Annotated in this window: 16 protein-coding genes and 1 tRNA gene; 6 read left to right on the forward strand and 11 right to left on the reverse strand. The window is 68.5% G+C overall.

The features are described 5' to 3' along the window. Position 1: 1 nt before the first annotated feature. Positions 2 to 421 carry a GNAT family N-acetyltransferase gene (locus tag NM961_RS08050; RefSeq protein WP_255913541.1) on the reverse strand — a complete coding sequence of 140 codons (420 nt, stop codon included), beginning with the start codon at positions 419 to 421 and terminating at the stop codon, positions 2 to 4. Positions 422 to 792: 371 nt separating this feature from the next. Beyond that, positions 793 to 1,194, reverse strand: coding sequence for a VOC family protein (locus tag NM961_RS08055; protein ID WP_255913542.1), 402 nt, complete (start codon positions 1,192 to 1,194; stop codon positions 793 to 795). Positions 1,195 to 1,629: 435 nt separating this feature from the next. On the opposite strand from NM961_RS08055, the gene NM961_RS08060 reads away from it, so the two are divergent. After that, complete coding sequence (locus NM961_RS08060; protein ID WP_255913543.1) at positions 1,630 to 3,156, forward strand: hypothetical protein; 1,527 nt, start codon at positions 1,630 to 1,632, stop codon at positions 3,154 to 3,156. A gap of 184 nt (positions 3,157 to 3,340) precedes the next feature. On the opposite strand, the gene NM961_RS08065 is transcribed toward NM961_RS08060, so the two are convergent. The 7 genes from NM961_RS08065 to NM961_RS08095 form a co-directional block, all read right to left on the reverse strand. Then, entirely contained in the window at positions 3,341 to 4,474 is a 1,134-nt protein-coding gene (locus NM961_RS08065; RefSeq protein ID WP_255913544.1) for an L-dopachrome tautomerase-related protein, read from the reverse strand. Positions 4,475 to 4,560: 86 nt separating this feature from the next. Then, on the reverse strand, positions 4,561 to 5,052 hold the full coding sequence (locus tag NM961_RS08070; RefSeq protein ID WP_255913545.1) for a hypothetical protein: 492 nt from the start codon (positions 5,050 to 5,052) through the stop codon (positions 4,561 to 4,563). A gap of 107 nt (positions 5,053 to 5,159) precedes the next feature. Further along, positions 5,160 to 6,536, reverse strand: a complete 1,377-nt coding sequence (locus NM961_RS08075) for an MATE family efflux transporter (protein ID WP_255913546.1) — start codon at positions 6,534 to 6,536, stop codon at positions 5,160 to 5,162. A 245-nt stretch (positions 6,537 to 6,781) separates the two neighbouring features. After that, positions 6,782 to 7,477: an alpha/beta fold hydrolase gene (locus NM961_RS08080; protein WP_255913547.1), complete on the reverse strand. Its 696-nt coding sequence runs from the start codon at positions 7,475 to 7,477 to the stop codon at positions 6,782 to 6,784. A 125-nt stretch (positions 7,478 to 7,602) separates the two neighbouring features. Further along, positions 7,603 to 8,547: an NIPSNAP family protein gene (locus NM961_RS08085; protein WP_255913549.1), complete on the reverse strand. Its 945-nt coding sequence runs from the start codon at positions 8,545 to 8,547 to the stop codon at positions 7,603 to 7,605. A gap of 314 nt (positions 8,548 to 8,861) precedes the next feature. After that, positions 8,862 to 9,284, reverse strand: coding sequence for a DNA polymerase III subunit chi (locus NM961_RS08090; RefSeq protein WP_255913550.1), 423 nt, complete (start codon positions 9,282 to 9,284; stop codon positions 8,862 to 8,864). A gap of 219 nt (positions 9,285 to 9,503) precedes the next feature. Further along, positions 9,504 to 10,982 (reverse strand): leucyl aminopeptidase, encoded by a 1,479-nt coding sequence (locus tag NM961_RS08095; RefSeq protein WP_255913551.1) that lies wholly within the window; start codon positions 10,980 to 10,982, stop codon positions 9,504 to 9,506. Positions 10,983 to 11,114: 132 nt separating this feature from the next. On the opposite strand from NM961_RS08095, the gene lptF reads away from it, so the two are divergent. Both lptF and lptG read left to right on the forward strand, forming a co-directional pair. Next, the gene (gene lptF / locus NM961_RS08100) at positions 11,115 to 12,239 is read left to right on the forward strand and encodes an LPS export ABC transporter permease LptF (RefSeq protein ID WP_255913553.1); all 1,125 of its coding nucleotides are present in this window, start codon (positions 11,115 to 11,117) and stop codon (positions 12,237 to 12,239) included. Continuing rightward, a complete protein-coding gene (gene lptG / locus NM961_RS08105; RefSeq protein ID WP_255913554.1) occupies positions 12,236 to 13,336 on the forward strand; it encodes an LPS export ABC transporter permease LptG in 1,101 nt (366 codons plus the stop codon). The genes lptF and lptG overlap by 4 nt, the downstream gene beginning before the upstream one ends. Before the next feature lie 13 nt (positions 13,337 to 13,349). On the opposite strand, the gene NM961_RS08110 is transcribed toward lptG, so the two are convergent. Together NM961_RS08110 and NM961_RS08115 are read right to left on the reverse strand one after the other, a co-directional pair. Beyond that, positions 13,350 to 13,766 carry an LIC_13387 family protein gene (locus NM961_RS08110; protein ID WP_255913555.1) on the reverse strand — a complete coding sequence of 139 codons (417 nt, stop codon included), beginning with the start codon at positions 13,764 to 13,766 and terminating at the stop codon, positions 13,350 to 13,352. A gap of 36 nt (positions 13,767 to 13,802) precedes the next feature. Then, positions 13,803 to 14,228, reverse strand: a complete 426-nt coding sequence (locus NM961_RS08115; RefSeq protein WP_255913557.1) for an RDD family protein — start codon at positions 14,226 to 14,228, stop codon at positions 13,803 to 13,805. A 317-nt stretch (positions 14,229 to 14,545) separates the two neighbouring features. Here NM961_RS08115 and xerD point away from each other — a divergent pair, with 317 nt between their 5' ends. The 3 genes from xerD (at position 14,546) to NM961_RS08130 (ending at position 17,043) form a co-directional block, all read left to right on the forward strand. Further along, positions 14,546 to 15,469 (forward strand): site-specific tyrosine recombinase XerD, encoded by a 924-nt coding sequence (xerD, locus tag NM961_RS08120; RefSeq protein ID WP_255913559.1) that lies wholly within the window; start codon positions 14,546 to 14,548, stop codon positions 15,467 to 15,469. A 149-nt stretch (positions 15,470 to 15,618) separates the two neighbouring features. Then, positions 15,619 to 15,694 (forward strand) — tRNA-Thr (locus NM961_RS08125). 164 nt (positions 15,695 to 15,858) lie between these two features. Then, positions 15,859 to 17,043 (forward strand): tyrosine-type recombinase/integrase, encoded by a 1,185-nt coding sequence (locus NM961_RS08130; protein WP_255913562.1) that lies wholly within the window; start codon positions 15,859 to 15,861, stop codon positions 17,041 to 17,043. Positions 17,044 to 17,104: the final 61 nt, after the last annotated feature.

The following is a 17,104-nucleotide window of genomic DNA, read 5'->3' on the forward strand; positions in this document are numbered from 1 at the left end:
GCTAGTCGATCAGCCCGCCCGCAGCGGCGCTTTCCTGATTGCGGAAGATCGCCATGGCCGTGCGCATGCGGCGGAAGCCCAGCGCGGCGTAGAAGCCTTCCTTGCCGGGGTTGGCGTAGAGAATGATCTTGCGGTGTCCCGCCGAAAGCTCGCGCAGGCGCAGGATGATTTCCTTGCCCAGGCCCTGCCCCTGGTACTGCGGATGCACCGCCACGTCGCAGATATAGGAGCAGTCCACGCCGTCGGCCAGGGCGCGTCCGGCGCCGACCAGGCGTTCGCCGTCATAGGCAAAGCAGACATAGCGGCTGTTGCCGAAGGAAACGCGCAGGTCCTCGGGCTTCTTCTCGCCCAGTGGAGCGATGCGGTACAGCGTGCTGAGTTCGTCCCAGTCCATGCTGCCGGTCTGCATTATCCACTTCATGGTATTTTTCCTGCGCGGCGACGACGGTGGCGTATTGTGCCGCGGGACTCCGTTGGATGCTGGTTCCAGCTGGTGCGGATGATGGGGTGCCAGTAACGGTTGGCGGGTTTGCCCGAAATCGCAAGGCTCTGCCGATCCCTCTTCCCGGGCTCGCCTGGGGAGAGCGCCGGAGTGAGGGGGCGATGAATCCCGCGGCGAATGTTGGATTTTCGCCGAAAAATTCAGGCGGGACAGCCGCCGGAAGCCCGCAACGGTTGTTGGTACGAGTTGCGCCGGCTCGCCCCGGCTGCGCTCCCGCAGGCACGTAGCCGCATCCGGGGAAAGGAAACACAGCGTATACCCTCACCGCCTGAAACCGGCCGGCCCCGGCATCACTCCGCCTGCGCCGCCGACATATGCAGCAGCTCCCAGATATGCCCGTCCAGGTCCTCGAAGCTGTGGCTGTACATGAAGCCATAGTCCTTGGGTTCGCCCAGGGCGCGGCCGCCGGCGGCGACAGCCCTGGCGACCTGGCGGTCGACGGCTTCGCGGCTGTCTTCGGTCAGCGCGGTCAGGGCTTCGACGTGAGTGCGCAGGTCGCAGGGCTGGCGGTCGGTGAAGGTGCGGAAGAAGTCTTCCCGCAGCAGCATCACGTAGATGTTGCTCTCCACCACCATGCAGGCGCCGTCGTCGTTGGTGTATTCGGCGTTGAAGCGGTAGCCCAGCGCCTTGAAGAAATCCATGGACTTCTTCAGGTCCTTGACGGCGAGGTTGAGATAGATCTGCTTGCTCATGGGACGCTCCGGATCGATGGTGGGTTGCCGGCCCGCGCGGGCCTGGATGACTGATGCGCTGAGACGACGATCGGGGAACACGCAGATCGACAGCGGTGCGACGCCGCCGCCGAAAAATTTTTCCGGCCGCGCCTGGCATGGGGAATTCCTGGCTGGAGCCAGGCGGCGATGAAGCGCCGGCGTCGCGCACGGAGCTGCGGAGACCCGGATCCCCGGCCCGTTCCACAGAGCCCGGCAAGCCCGGATGCGTCGGCCTGCGGTGCCGCCTGCACCCCCGCAAACGCGGGGTAGGCCGCCGCCGCGCTCCGGCCGAGAATCGGCACGCGGACGCCAAAGGGGCTGCGTCCTGCCGGCGGCGGCCGACTGGCCGCCCGCCGTCTTTTATCGCCGCCCGCAGGCCGCCGCGACCGGCCGCCGCTCGGACACGGGGACGTCATGAAGCCAGCCATCGGTTCTTTGCTTGCGCGCGCACGGCTGTGGTTGGGTGCCGCAATCAGCGCCGCCGCCGTACTTCGCGCCTTTCTGCTGCGCGCGCTGCTGCCGCTGACCCTGCTGGCCGGCAGCGCCGAGGGCGCCGGGCTGCAGCTGGAAATGTGGCCGGTGCCGCCGGTGTATTCCGGCACCAGCTACAACTTCGGGGTGATCTTCGCCAAGCAGGACCGCAACGACGGCCTTGTCCACCACGCCCCGTTCACCTTCCGCACCACCTTGCCGGCGGGCATAACCTATACCGGCTTTAACGGCGGCAGCTGGTCGTGCAGCAATGCCGGCCAGGTGGTGACCTGTGTCTACAGCGTGGATCTGAATTTCTGGAATCCGGGTTCCAGTTCGCTGGGCATCAACGCCATGGTGGCGCCGGGCATCACGCTGGGGCCGATGAGCATAGGCGGCACGCTGGAAAGCGCCGAGGTGCCGCTGCCGCCGAATCCGGTTTGTACGGCGTCGCCGGCGCTGAACGGCTGCGTCACCGTGGCCACCACCGCGGTCGCGTCCAAGGTCTATTTCACCGGCTGGGGCGTCAGCAACGGCAATGTGACCACGGGCCAGGTCGCCACCTGGACCGGGGCGCCGTTCGAGGCCGGTGCCACCGGCATGCTCATGCTGGAGATGCACAATATCGGCTATGGCCAGGTCAATACGCCGGTGGCGGTGGATATCTGGCTGCCGCCCAAGATGCATTTCGACGGCATTCTCACCGGCATCCCGACCTGGACCTGCCAGGCGCCGCAGCTCTCGCCCGGCGGCGACGTCATGCGCTGCACCACGCCGTACATGTACGACACGTTGAACAGCTTCATGTCGCTGCGTGTGCGCATGGACAACGACGTGCCCGTGCCCGGTCCGCTGTTCGTGCACGCGGCGATCAGCAACAACGTACAGGCGGTGCCGGCCGACTGTGTCGGCAACCCGCTGCAACTGGGCTGTGCGCGTTTGCAGGTGCCTACGCGCACGCCGCGGGTGGCGACCATGGTGGTCGACTCGGTCAGCCACAGTCCCGCGGTGTATACGCTGGGCCAGGAACCCGGCCCGCTGACCATCGGCTACCGCAATGTCGGCGAAGCTGCCGGTGCGGCCAGCAATGTACAGGTGCAGCTGCCGCCGCATATCCGTTATCTCGGCGTCCAATCCGCCAGTCCGCCCATGAGCTGCAGCGCCCAGGGCCTGCCGGCCAGCGGCGAAGTGGTGACCTGCACCGGCGTGGGCATGCCGGCCGGCTTGAGCGGCTATGTCAATCTGCGCGTATTCGCCGGCGCGGCCGCCGCATCGCCCGGCCCGCTCAATGTGCTGATCGGCGTGGATGCGGCGCAGCCGGCCGCGAGCGGCGTGCTGACCAGCTGCGCGGCAAACCCGACCCAGGCCTTCTGCAAGGTATACCCGATCACGACCTTCTTCCCCTGCGCCGCACAGTGGGGCGACGAAGGCATCTTCTGCGACGGGCTGCAGGTGTTCGTCAGGCCGTGAGAGTCGCGACTGGGGGATCGCTTGCTTTTGGAGCGGAGCACCCGGACAAGGAACAGGCGCTACGGAGCCTGGAAAACCTTCTCCCCCAAGCGAGCTTGGGGGAGAGGGCGTATCGGCTTCGCGCTCGTGGAATTCCGACTTCCGATCCCCGATGCCGATTCCGGTTCAAATCCGGTCCTACCCCTCAGAGCTTGACGCGGAACAGACTGTAAGGCTTCTCGCGCTCGTCGCGGCCGCCCTGGAAACTGGCCTGGCGGTGCAGCTGGTTGGCGGTGAAATACAGATAGCCGTCCTTGCCGACGGAAAGGCTGTCCGGCCACAGGATGCGCGGATCGTGGGCGATGGTCTGCCAGGAGCCGTCCGGGTTGAGCTTGCGGATGGCGTTGTGCTCGTAGTCGCCGGCGTAGATCGCGCTTGCGTCGGCGTCCAGGCCGTCGGAGGCGCCCTTGATGCCGAGATCGCGCACCGCCGCGTTGACTTCGCTGTCGCTGACGCCGGCGTCGCGCAGCTTGGCCGTGGGCACGGCATACAGGCGGCGGCTGGACAGCGGGCAGTAATACAGCGTGGCGCCGTCCGGCGACAGGGCGATGCCGTCGGCACCGACGGCGAACGGCTGGGTCTTGCCGGCGGCGTCGCGGCGCTGCAGCGGGCGGCCTTCGACCACGGGCAGGAATTCGGCATCGGGCGAGGTGGAGCGGTGGTTGGCCAGGCGGCGCAGCGCCTTGCCGGTGTTGAGGTCGAGCACGATCAGCGCGTTTTCGCCGCTGTCGGTGATATAGGCCACGCCCTGCTTGCCGATGCTGAAATCGAAGCGCACGTCGTTGAGATAGGTGTGCTCCAGCACGACCTCGGCCGGCAGCACGTAGGTCTTCTGGATCTTGTTGCGCTTGAGGTCGATCGCGACCAGCTTGGCGCCGCCGGGGCGCGGCGAGGCGAAGTTCGGCGCGGCGGTATCCAGCACCCACAGGCGGTTGCGCGTATCGGCGACCACGCTCTGCACGCTGATGAAGCCGTCGGCCGGATCGCTGGCATTGGGCTGGTTGGCGGCGGCGCTGGGATAGGGCAGCAGCTTGCCGTCGCGAATCTCCGCCACGGTATACGGCACTTCATCGCCCCAGCGCGGGAAATTGACGAAGATGCGGCCGTCGCGGGCGACGCTGACGCCGGTGGGCATGGCGTCGGTGAAGGCGAACACCTGCTCGATCTCGCCGGCGCGGCGCTCGGCCGGCAGCGAATCGGGCGCGAGGCCGGCCGCGGCGAGCGGGCCGGCGGCCCAGACAGCCAGCGCGAGGACGGCGGATTTGCAACGGATTTTCATACGGACATCCCTGGTCGGACGAAAGCGGACCGGGCATTTTCCGTCATCGCGGGCGGCGGCGCATCCGTTGCGTGCGCCGCGCGGGTTCAGCCGGCCGGGCTGCTCCAGCGGCGCAGGCCCAGGGCGATGGCCGGGCCGATCACGAACAGGTGCATGAGCAGGTTGGTGATGCGCGCCAGGTCGCTGCCCTGGCCGGGACTGGCGGCTGACAGCGGCACGATGACGAAATTCATCGTTGTATAAATTGCGGCGCCGTACAGTACGCCGGCCGCGGCGGCCTGGCGGCGCAGCCAGGGCAGGTGGCGGCTGGCGGCCAGGTACAGCGCCGCGGCCACGATCAGGATGAAGTAATGCGCCGCCGCACCCAGCGCCGCGCTGGCATGGCCGCCCTCGAACGCGGCCCGCCCCTGCAGGCCGCTGGCGATGTATTGCAGTATGCGTTCCGGGCTGATGCCGCGTACGCCGTGGAACAGGAAGACGTAGAGCAGATCCAGGCTGCCGGCAAGCACACCGGCCTGGAGGCAGGCGCGCAGCGCGCTGCGATGGCGGACGGAAGGCGAGGAAGCAATGGCGTTCATGCGGTGGTCCCGGGCGCTGGTCGCGGCACGATACGGCAGCACGCGCCGGTCCGCGGCGCGGCGCCGGGCAATGCGCAAGCCGCGCAACGCCGGCGCCGCGGCGCACGTCAGGCCGGTGCGGAATCGCCCGCGGCGGCGCGCGGCACCAGCCGCGACAGGCGCCGGCGGAATTCGCGCTGCACCAGGAACCAGCACAGCGCCGCCTGCAGCGTCATCGTCGTCACCGACAGCCACCACAGCTGGCGCAGCTCGAAGCCGGGCTGGCGCGACAGCCACAACGCCGGCAGCACGAAGGTCACCAGGCGCGTGGCCGTGCTGAACAGGCCGGGCAAGGTGTTGCCCAGGGCCTGGAACATGCCCGAGGCGCTGAAGATCAGCCCCGAGGCGACGAAATTCCACGAGATCACCAGCAGGAAGCCGGCGGCCACGTCGATCACCGCCGGTTCCTGCGTGAACAGGCGGATCAGCAGCTGCGGCTGCCACTGGCAGAACAGGGTCAGCCCGAACATGATTACCGCGCTGATGCCGACCGCGGCGTGGAAGGTGCTGCGCACCCGTTCGCCCAGTCCGGCGCCGACGTTCTGCCCGGCCACCGGCGCGGTGGCGAAGGCGATGGCCATGGCCGGCAGGAAAATCGCCTGCATCACGCGCGAACCTATGCCGAAGCCGGCCTGGGCGGCGGCGCCGAAATGGCGGATCAGCCAGTACATCACGCCCATGTAAACGAACATCAGCGCGAACTCGCCGCCCGGCGGCAGGCCTATGGCGAAGATGCGCTTCCATACCGCCAGGCGCGGGCGCAGCAGGCGCAGGTCGAAGCCGACATAGTGTTCCAGGCGCAGGAAATACCAGGCCGACATGGCCACGCCGGCGGCGACCGCGATGGAACTGGCCCAGCCCGCGCCGGCGACGCCGAAGGCCACGCCCGTGCCCCAGCCGGCGATCAGCACCGGCGCCAGCAGCGCGTTGATCACCACGGTGAGCACCTGGATCACCATGGTCGGCTTGGCGATGCCGGTGCCGCGCAGGGCCGAGCCCATGGAGACCATGGCGAACTGCAGCGCCATGCCGGGCAGGAAGGCATGCAGGTAGTCCAGGCCGGCGGCGGTGGTCTGCGCGTCGGCGGCGAGCAGGCCGATGTAGTGGTCTGCGGCGAAATAACCGCCGGCCAGGGTCAACAGCGCGCAGGCCGCGGCGATCAGCAGGCTCTGGTTGAACACCAGGTTGGCGTCGGCCTGGTCCTTGCGCCCTACGGCGTGCGCGATCAGCGCCATGGTGCCCACGCCGAGGACCTGGGTCAGCGCCATCACGATGAACTGCACATTGCCCGCGGCGCCGACGCCGGCCACGGCGGTGTCGCCCAGGCGGGCGACGAAGTACAGGTCGATCAGCACGTACAGCATCTGGAACAGCATGCCGATGGCGATGGGCGCCGCCATGCGCAGCAGGTGTTGCGGAATGGAGCCTTTGGTCAGGTCTTGCATGGCGGCCTCGCGCAGTGGATTCCTCCAACTTAGCGCGCGAAAGGCGGCGGCTGCCACTGTGCTAGAATTTTCCGGCGGGCTGAAAAGTCGCTGGAAAATTTCAAAGGCGCGGCAAGCCCGCCGGCGGGTGTTCCGCTACGCCCGCAGTTGCAGGCATGGCCCGCCGCCAGCCCGATTCCCGCCGAGCCCGCCTGCCGCGTTTCCGTGTCCAGCGCTGCCGTGTTCCGCCGGCGGGGCCGTTGCCCTCAGTCAATCAGATCCGCCTGCAGGATCGCCGTGAACCAGAGCAGCTGGTAGTGGTAATAGGCAAAGGTGTAGCTGGCGTTCTCGCCGGCGATGGACGAGGAATGTGCGCCGTAGACCAGGCAGGTGCCGGTGGAGCAGACGATCTCGTCGATATAGGACTTGATCGAATAGCTGCGTGCAGCGAGCTTCTTGCCGTATATGCCGTTGAGCAGCGGGCTGGATACCGACAGGCCGTTGGCGGCACAGGTCGAGGTCGGCACATTGAACGGATACATGCCGCAGCTCCACAGCCCGCGGTAAGCGCCGGCGATGCCGACGAAGCTGTCCACTTTCGCGGCGAGGTTGAGCTTGAGGATTTCCCGCGCCGCCAGGGTCACGCCCATGGAATGGCCGATCACATCGATCCGGCCGGTGCAGGACGCAGCGACCGCCGCGTTCAGCGCATTGGCGACCGGCGTTTCCTCGCTGCCGCTGTGGTCGTTGCAGGCCGGGCAGGTCTTGCTGCCCCAGTCGGGCAGGAAGATCTGCGCATCGGTGTAGCCGCGGGCGCGCAGTTCCACATAGGTGTTGTCGAAATCCGGCGGCGAGCCGCTGTTGCCGTGGACCAGCACGACGTTGTCGACGCAGGCCGCACTGGCGGCCTGGGCGGCGAAGGCGAGCGCGAGGCTCGCCGCAAAGCGCAGCAAAGTGTTCATGAGCGGACCCTCCCAAGGTGCAGCGAGAGTAGATCCGCGCCGCAGCGCCGCGCAGTTGTACCAAAGTACAGTCGGGCGTCCCGCCGCGGCGCAGCGTTCCGTGCTGCGCCGCGGCAGACGGGGCTTCAGCCGCCGCGCAGCAGCGAGCGGCGTGTCGGCGCCAGGCGCAGCAGTTCCGCTTCGCGCCGCAGATACGGCTGCAGGCGCTGTGCGATTTCGCGCCAGTCCGCCGAAGCCTCGCGCTGGTTCAGTACGGCGGCCAGAGCGTCCGCGCCGGCATGGGCAGTGAAGATCACCAGCACCGGCTCGCCCAGGCGTACGGGCAGGGCGGGGAAGGTGTTTTCCGCCGCTTCGCTGACGAAACTGGCCAGCACGCGCACGCCGTCGGCGGCGAGCTGCGGTTCCAGCCACGTGCGCAGGAATTTCAACAGGGCCGGCGTGGCCGGTTCCTTCAGATAGTAGATCGTCGCGGCGACCAGCCCTGCCGGCGCGGCGTCGGCAGCGGCAGCGGCAGCGGGGCGCTGCAGCCCGTGCAGATCAAAGCCGGTATGCGGCCAGGCCGGGCGCAGCAGCAGGACGTTGTCCGAATCGATCATGGTCGCGTTGGCGGCCTCGCGGCCGGCCTTCCAGACCGGCCCGCCGTAGAAGGTTTCCAGCGCCGTCTTGCGCTGCGGCATGCCGGCAAAGCCGCGCAGCCAGACGAAGCGGTCGGGATTGTCCAGGTCGTGGAACTGGCCCAGCACGCGCATGCCGGCCTGTTCCTGGCTTTCGATGAAATTCTGCTCGAAGATTTCAATGAGCGTGTCGCGCCGGCCTGGATGCAAGGTGTACTGGCGCAGCTCGACCACGGCCTGGCTGCCGTCGCCGCGGGCACTGGCCGGTTCCGCGGCGTGGACGGCGGGCGCGGCCACGGCCGTGATCAGTCCCAGCGCGCGCAGCACGCGGGCCACGCCGGGACGCAGGCGCAGCCGCGGGCCGGCCGGTGCCGCGGGGCTGCGCTGGTACAGCCGCAGCCAGTCGTAGTCGATGGGGGCGCCGTGCGGTGTGCCGTAGGCGGTGTCGCTGGTCATGCGCTGTTCCTTGCGTTGAGTCGGCGGAATGCGACGCGGCAAGCCTGCGCGTGAATCAGGTCGGTTCGTGTCCGTTTTGCGGGTGGGGGTGTGGGTGCGGAAAGTGGGCCGCGGGCGAGGTCGTGAACGGCCCGGACGCGCCTGCAGACAGCGGCGACGTCTGTGCCAGCCATGCAGCGGGCACTGAGTTGCCGGGTGCGCCGGATCAGCAGTCAACAGCGAAGTGCGCGGATGCCAGGCCGGAGGGATTCATCCGCCGCGACAGCGTGGCGCGTGCGGACTGCGCATCGGCGCGCCGTCCACACCACCAGGCCTCACATATCGAATTTCTTCAGCTCGAAGCCAGCGTGCTTGTAGGTCTTCCAGCGCTCGCGCGAACCCAGGCGCTGGGATTCTTCCGCGGGTACCACTTCCAGCACGCGCTCGAACAGGCCCGGCGCGCAGTCGTCGCGCAGATTGATGATCAGCGGCCGGTCCGGCGTGGCCACGCCGGGCGGCACGATCAGCACCGGCGTGATGGCGTCGTCCTCGTCGCCGGCGATCTGGTGCGGGATGAAGGCGTCCTCGTCGAACTCCCACAGCTTGCCGTCGATCTCCTCGGCCTGTTCCAGCGAACGCGCCAGCACCAGGGTGGGCTGGCCGCTGGCATAGGCGCGCTTGGCCAGCTCGCAGACCAGCAGCAGCGGATCGGCGCGGAAGCGCGGCTTGTCGATCAGGTAGAAGTCGGCGCGGGGCATCGGGAGTGGGGAGGGCAGCCAGTGGGGGACGGGGATGGAGCAGACCTGCAGGTGCTGCGGTGTCGCGTGCGTCCTGTCCGGTTCCACCAAAGTGGAGGGCGGTACGCGGCGCATCCGTGCGCCTGTTGTCCGTTTGCGGGCAGGAAGCGGGAACCGAAAGGCCGGTGATTGCGCCGCCGTTCCGTTCCCGCGTCCCTGCCGCGCGGTCCGATCCGCGACTCAGCAGCGGTCGAGCAGGTACTGCACCAGCAGCGGCACCGGCCGGCCCGTGGCCAGGCCTTTGCGGCCTTCATCCCAAGCGGTGCCGGCCACGTCCAGGTGGGCCCAGCGCTGGCCTTCGGTGAAGCGCGCGAGGAAGCAGGCGGCGGTGATGGCGCCGGCGTTCTTGCCGCCGATATTGGCCACGTCGGCAAAGCCGGAATCGAGCTGGCTCTGGTAATCGTCCCAGATCGGCAGGCGCCAGGCGCGGTCCAGGCTGGCGTTGCCGGCAGCGAGCAGCTGCTCGGCCAGTTCATCGTCCTTGCTCATCAGGCCGGAGGCGTGCTTGCCCAGGGCGATGACGCAGGCGCCGGTGAGCGTGGCGGCGTCGATCAGCACCTGCGGGTTGAAGCGCTGCGCATAGGTCAGCGCGTCGCACAGGATCAGGCGGCCTTCGGCGTCGGTGTTGAGCACTTCGATGGTCAGGCCCGACATGCTGGTCAGCACGTCGCTGGGGCGGTAGGCGTTGCCGTCGGGCATGTTTTCCACCGCGGCCAGGATGCAGACCAGGTTCAGCGGCAGCTTGAGCAGGCTGGCGGCGACGAAGGTGCCGAACATGCCGGCGGCGCCGCACATGTCGAACTTCATTTCCTCCATGCCCGGGCCGGGCTTGAGCGAGATGCCGCCGGTGTCGAAGGTGATGCCCTTGCCCACCAGCACGTAGGGACGCGCGTCGCCGCCGCCGTTCCAGCGCAGCACGATCAGCTTGGGCGGATTGGCCGAGCCCTGCGCCACGCCGAGCAGCGAGCCCATGCCCAGTTCCTGCATTTGCTCGCGTTCCAGCACTTCGCAGCTGACGCCGTCGTGCTGCTCGGCGAACTGCTGCGCCTGGGCGGCGATGTAGGCCGGGTTGCAGATATTCGGCGGCAGGTTGCCCAGCTCGCGCGCCTGGCGTATGCCGGCGGCGATGGCGCCGGCCTGGTCCAGCGCGGACTGGGCGCCGGCGTCGCCGGCGAAGGCGATGGCGGAGAAGCTCTCGCCGCGCGGCTTTTCCTTGGACTTGAAGGTGGCGGTGTACTTGTAGGTGGCGTGGTCGGTGGTCAGTGCGGCGATGCGCAGCTTCCAGGACAGGTCGCGGCCGGGCACTTCCACCTGCGGCAGGAACGAGGTGGCGGTGGACAGCGGCAGGCCCTTGAGCACGCGGGCGGCCTCGGCGCAGCAGCGCTGGAAGCGCGCGCTGTCGAACTTCTTCTGTTCGCCCAGGCCGATCACCAGCACGCGGGCCGCGGCGATGCCGCCCAGGCCGAACAGCACGTGGCTGCTGGCCAGCTTGCCGCTGATGTCGCCGGAATCGATTAGGCGCTTGATCGCGCCGCCGGAGGCTTCGTCGATGCGCGCTGCGGCGCTGGTCAGCATCTTGTCTTCGTATACGCCGACCACGGCGCAGGGCGTGGCGTCGGTTTCGGGAGTGGCGCTGGCAAGGGAGAACTGAATCGTCATGAACGGGCACCAGACAAAGTGGCGGTAGCCGGGAGGCGCGATGCCGCGCCGCCCCGCAAGGCCGGTTAAACTCGGGGAGTATCTTGTGCGCGACCGGCACAAGCGCCTGGATTATCGCACAAGCCCTTGGCAATGCTCAGAATCATTGATCGCTATCTGTTGCGCGAACTGGCCTTCGGCTTTTTCGCCAGCGCCGCCGTCCTGCTGGTGGTGACCCTGGGCGGCACCGTCACGGACGTGCTGACCAAGGTCGCCCGGGGCAAGCTCCCGCCCAATCTCGTGTTTGAAATCCTGGGCTTGCGCACGCTGGACGCGCTGACCGTGCTGGTGCCGCTGGCGGTCTTCATCGGCGTGCTGCTGGCCTATGGCCGGCTCTGGCGCGACAACGAGATGGCCGTGCTGCAGGGCGCCGGCCAGCCCGTCACCGGCCTGCTGCGGCCGCTCGCCTGGCTGGCGCTGCCGACGGTGGCCGTGGTCGGGCTGATCTCGTTCTGGCTGGCGCCGGCGGCGATCCGGTTGTCCCACAGCCTGGTGCAGGAGGCCAACCGTTCCCTGGTCGTGGCCGGCCTGGAAGCCGGCCGCTTCGTGCAGCTGCCCGGCCGCGGGGGCGTGATCTATGTCGGCGGCATGAGCGATGCGGGTACGCGCTTTGAGCGCATGTTCGTGCAGACCGAACGCACCGACGGCGAGGACACCCGTATCGACGTGATCACCGCCGAGCGCGGCGAACTGGGCCATGAAAGCGACGGCGTGGGTCGCTACCTGGCTCTGCGCGACGGTTTCCGCGTCGAAGGCCGTATAGGTCACGACGATTTCCGCCTGCTGCGCTTCAAGGGCAACGATATTGCCCTGGCCGACAGCGACGACGATGCCACGCCCGATTCGCTCAAGCGCGCCGCGCCGCTGCCGGAGCTGCTGACCAGCAGCGAGCCGCTGCAGCAGGCCGAGCTGCACTGGCGCCTGGCGGCGCCGCTGTCGGTGGTGATACTGGCGCTGCTGGCGGTGCCGCTGGCGCGCACGCGGCCGCGCGAGGCGCGCTATGCCAGCCTGCTCGTCGCGCTGCTGGGCTATCTGGTCTATCTGGGCTGGCTGGGGCTGGCCCGTTCCTTCATCGAGCAGGGCAAGGTGCCGCCAGCGCTGGGCCTGTGGTGGGTGCACCTGCCGGCCGCCGCGGTCGCGCTCTGGCTGCTGCGGCGCAGCGACCGTCTCAAGCGGCCGGCGCCCGCGCCGCTGCGGCAGAAGAAGGTGCGCGCATGAACTGGCGCATCAAGCAGGTCGACAAACTCGTCGCCTACAGCACCTTGTCGGCCGTGCTGATGACCTGGCTGCTGCTGGTCGGCCTGGACGCGGTACGCGCCTTCATCAGCGAGGCCTCCGACATCGGCCAGGGCAATTACGGCTTCGCCGCGGTCACCTTGCACGTGCTGCTGACGCTGCCGCGGCGTGCCTACGAATGGTTCTCCTATGCGGCGCTGATCGGCTCGCTGCTGGGCCTGGGCACCCTGGCCGGCACCGGCGAGCTGACCGCGCTGCGTGCGGCGGGCATGTCCAAGCTGCGCATCTGCCTGTCGGCGGCGTGGTCGCTGGGCCTGCTCACCGCGCTGGTCGCGGCCATGGGCGAGACCCTGGCCCCCGGCGGCGAGCAGCAGGCGCAGTCGCTGGTGCTGCAGGCCAAGTCCAACGACATCGCCATCGGCCGCCGCGCCGGCGGCATCTGGGCGCGCGACGGGGATACCTTCATCAATGCCAAGCAGGGCACTACGCGCCAGGTCGATGGCTTGCGCGAAGTGCGCCTGGCCGATGTGCGCGTGTTCGAGTTCACGCCCCGCGGCCAGCTGCTGTCCATCGCCATAGCCGAATCCGCGCTGCACCGGGCCGGCGAATGGACCATGGAAAAAGTGCGCCGCACGGAGTTCGGCGAAGCCGAGGCGAAGAGCACCACCGAAGCCTCCACGCGCTGGAAGTCGGGCCTGGATCCGCGCATGCTGGCCCTGTCCATCATCCAGCCCGAATACCTGTCGATCAGCGACCTGCGGCGCAATATCCGCTACCTCAAGCGCAACCAGCAGGACGCGCAGAAATTCGAGATGGCCTACTGGGGCCGCCTGTTCTGGCCGTTCAATACCTTGCTGCTGGTGGTCTGCGCGCTGCCGTTCGCCTTCGGCGCCCTGCGCAGCGGCGGCATGGGCAAGCGCATTTTCATCGGCATGATCGTGGCGATAGGCTGGAGCTTCCTGCAGCGCTCGCTGGTGAACGTGGGCGCGGTCTACGGCATCAACCTCGCCGTGGCCACCCTGCTGCCGGCGGCCCTGCTGGCGCTGGTGGCCATCGGCTATTTCCGCCGCGCATCCTGAGCGCAGCGCGCGATCAGGCCCAGCTCAGGCGTATCGCCGCAATCAGGAAACAGGCGCTGGACAAGGCCAGCCCCGTGGTCGGGACGCGGAACCAGTAGCGCAGGCCCACCGCCAGCCAGGCCAGCGCGTTGGCCGCGGCCAGCCAGGCAAACAGCGGCGCGCTGCGCAGGAAATCCATGTGCAGCCCGGCCAGCAGCAGCACGAACAGCGCGAACACCATGGCACCCAGGCTGTGGCTGGCGTTGAAGCCGGTCCAGGCGTTCCACAGCGAGGTGTTGCGCGTGATGCGCATGGTCGTCGCCTGCATGCCGGCGCGCACGGCCGGGTCGTAGGGATCGAACTTGGTGCTGAAAAAGGTGCAGACGAGGTGGATGGTTCCCAGCACGCCGAAGATGGCGGCGCCGGCGATCAGCAGGATCTGCTCCAGCATGGTCTTGCTCCGTTCCGTGGGGACTTGTGTGTCGACTCAGCGCCTGGGTTCGCGCAGCAGGCGCGTGCCGCTGGCCAGGTCGTGCCAGCCGCGCCGCTCGCGCTCGAACAGGCACCAGACAAAGCCCAGGCAGAACACCGCCAGCGACACCTGGGCGACGGCGAAGCGCAGCAGCGCCGCGCCCCAGCCCGGCGATGCGCCGTCGCGGCCGACCACGCGCAGGCGCCAGGCGCGCATGCCTATGGTCTGGCCGCCGTAGCGCCAGGACAGCACGTAATAGCCGGCGGTCACACTGAGCAGCAGCAGGCGGTACCACCAGACGTGGTAGTCGAGCTGGCCGCGGGTGATCGCGATGGAGGCCGCGCCCGTCGCCATCCACAGCGCGATCAGCGGAAACAGATCGTAAATCGCGGCGGCGAGGCGCCAGCCGAGGTGCGCGGGTTTGGGCGTTGCGTCGGTCATGGGGCGAAGCTCGGGCCGGGTTCGGCGCGCAAGCATGAGGCCTGGCCCGGGTGCTGTCATCAGAGCGGGACTTTTTGCCGCGGTTGCGGCGGACGGCAGATGGAAGTGCCGGCGAGCGGCAGGTTGAGGATGGCTGCGCCGCGCACGCAGTCACGGCCGGGCACTGCCGCCTGACTCGCCGCGGCCGTTTGCCGCATAGGGCATGTAGCGGCGGTGCTGCCGGACGGTTGCGTTGCCAACGGCACTGCTGCCGGCTTCCGCTGTCCTCCCGCCGGCGCTTTCCGCTACGCTGGCCGCTGTTTCCGCTGCGCAACACCATGGCCGAGATCGAATCCCCCGCCCTCAGCGACGCCGACCGGCGCGCCATCGAGCTGTTCGTCGAACACGCCTGGTCCGAGTTCGGCCTGGCCGGCAACACCCTGGCCAGCTACCGCAGCGACCTGGTCGGCTTCGCGCGCTGGCTGGGCGGCGAGCGCGCGACGCTGGCCAGTGCCAGCCGCGAGCTGCTCTACCGCTACCTCGCCGCGCGCACCGCGGCGAAATACACGGCGCGGTCCAATGCCCGGCTCATGTCCACATTGCGGCGTTATTACAAATTGATGCGGCGCATAGGCCAGCTCGACGTGGATCCCACCCAGTTGCTGGATTCGCCCAAGCTGCCGCGCGCCCTGCCCAAGGCGCTGAGCGAAAGCGAGGTCGAAGGCCTGATCCGCGCCCCAGACATCGCCACCGCGCTGGGCCTGCGCGACCGCGCCATGCTGGAATTGCTCTACGCCACCGGCCTGCGCGTGAGCGAACTGGTCGGCCTGCGCGCCGATCAGGTCAACCTGCGCCAGGGTGTGCTGCGCGTCAGCGGCAAGGGCGGCAAGGACCGCTTGGTGCCCATCGGCGAGGAAGCCCAGCACTGGCTGGAAAAATACGTGGCCGAGGCGCGCCCGCAGCTCGCCCGCGGCCGCGTCGCCGAGGCCATCTTCCTCAGCAACCGCGCCGCCGGCATGACCCGGCAGATGTTCTGGGTCATGGTCAAGAAACACGGCTTGAGCGCCGGCATCGCCAGCCAGCGCATCTCGCCCCACGTGCTGCGCCACTCCTTCGCCACCCACCTGCTCAACCACGGCGCCGACCTGCGTGCCCTGCAACTGCTGCTGGGGCATAGCTCGCTGTCCACCACCCAGATCTACACCCATGTCGCGCGGGAAGGCCTGAAGCGGCTGCATGCGCAGCATCATCCGCGGGGTTAGGCGCGCCTGGTGGGCTGCGGCGGTGTAGAGGACGCGGCAGCGGCGGTTGGCGGAAGACGCGCGGCAGACGGCGGCGGCAGACGCGGAACGGCAGTCGTTGCTGCCTCGATTTGCCCGCCCCGCCGCCGCCGCCTACAATCGCCCACCGCGCCGGCTTAGCTCAGTTGGTAGAGCAACTGATTTGTAATCAGTAGGTCGTCAGTTCGATTCTGACAGCCGGCACCAATCCTATCTCCGCCAGCGTTCGCTGGCATCCGAAAATCCCGTAAATCCAGGCCTTTCCGCGCAATTCCGCGGCCGGCGGCGTTCGCCAATGTCCGGGGGTAACCGGATTCGCGTGGGGGTAACAATGGGGGTAAGCTGGGGCAGCTCTCGACGAGTTACCCCCAATGCCTCTGACCGACACCGAAGCCCGGAAAACCCCGCCGTCTGATCGCCCGCAAAAGCTGTTCGATGGGGGCGGTTTGTATCTGCTGATCAACCCAAACGGCACGCGCTGGTGGCGGCTGAAATACCGTGTGGCCGGCTCCGAAAAGCTCCTGAGCCTGGGCGTCTATCCCGAGGTGTCGCTCAAGGCCGCACGCGAGCGCCGCGAGGAGTTGCGCAGGCAACTGAAGGCGGGCATAGATCCCGGCCAGCAGCGCCGCGCGGAAAAGCTGTCCCAGGCCGGCGCAGTGGCCGACACGTTCGAGGCCATCGCGAACGAATGGCTTGAGCTGCAGAAGAAGCGCCTTGCGCCGGCGACGCACAGCAAGTGCCGCTGGATGCTCGACGGCTATCTGATCCCCGCATTCGGCCGCCTGCCCATGGGCGACGTTACGCCGCCCATGATCCTGGCCGCGCTGCGCCTGATCGAATCGAAGGGAGCCCACGAGACCGCGCACCGCTGCCGGGCCTTCTGCGGCCGGATCTTCCGCTACGCCATCGCTACCAGCCGGGCCGAGCGGGATCCCTCGGCGGATCTGCGCGGAGCCCTGGCGCCTGTCGTCCACACGCCGCGGGCGGCCATCACCGATCCCGAGCGCATCGGCGACCTGCTGCGGGCGATCGACGGCTACGAGGGCCATTACCCCACGCTGTACGCGCTCAGGCTGGCACCGCTGGTCTTCACCCGGCCCGGGGAGCTACGTTGCGCGGAGTGGGCCGAGATCGACCTGGACGGGGCAGAGTGGGTTATCCCCGGCCGGCGGATGAAGATGCGCCAGGAGCACATCGTGCCGCTGTCCACCCAGGCCGTGGAGATCCTGCGTGCGGCTCACAAGGTCAGCAGCAACAGCCGCTTCGTGTTTCCCGGCGTGCGCAACCGGGCGGAACCCCTGTCCAACAACACGATCAACGCCGCCCTGCGCCGGCTGGGCTACCCCAAGGACGAGATGACCGGCCACGGCTTCCGGGCCCTGGCCTCGACCAGGCTGAACGAAATGGGGTGGGCGCCGGACGTGATCGAGCGGCAGCTGGCGCACGCCGAGGCGAACAGGGTCCGGGCGGTCTACAACCGGGCCCAGTACCTGCCGGAGCGGCGGAAGATGATGCAAGCGTGGGCGGATTACCTGGATGGGTTGCGTCGACCGTGACGACGGCGACATGTGGGTCAGGGCGGGCCGCCGGAGTTGCTTGTTGATTTTTTTATCCTAC

The organism is Tahibacter harae, from assembly GCF_024437735.1.
GTDB classification, from domain to species: Bacteria; Pseudomonadota; Gammaproteobacteria; order Xanthomonadales; family Rhodanobacteraceae; genus Tahibacter; species Tahibacter harae.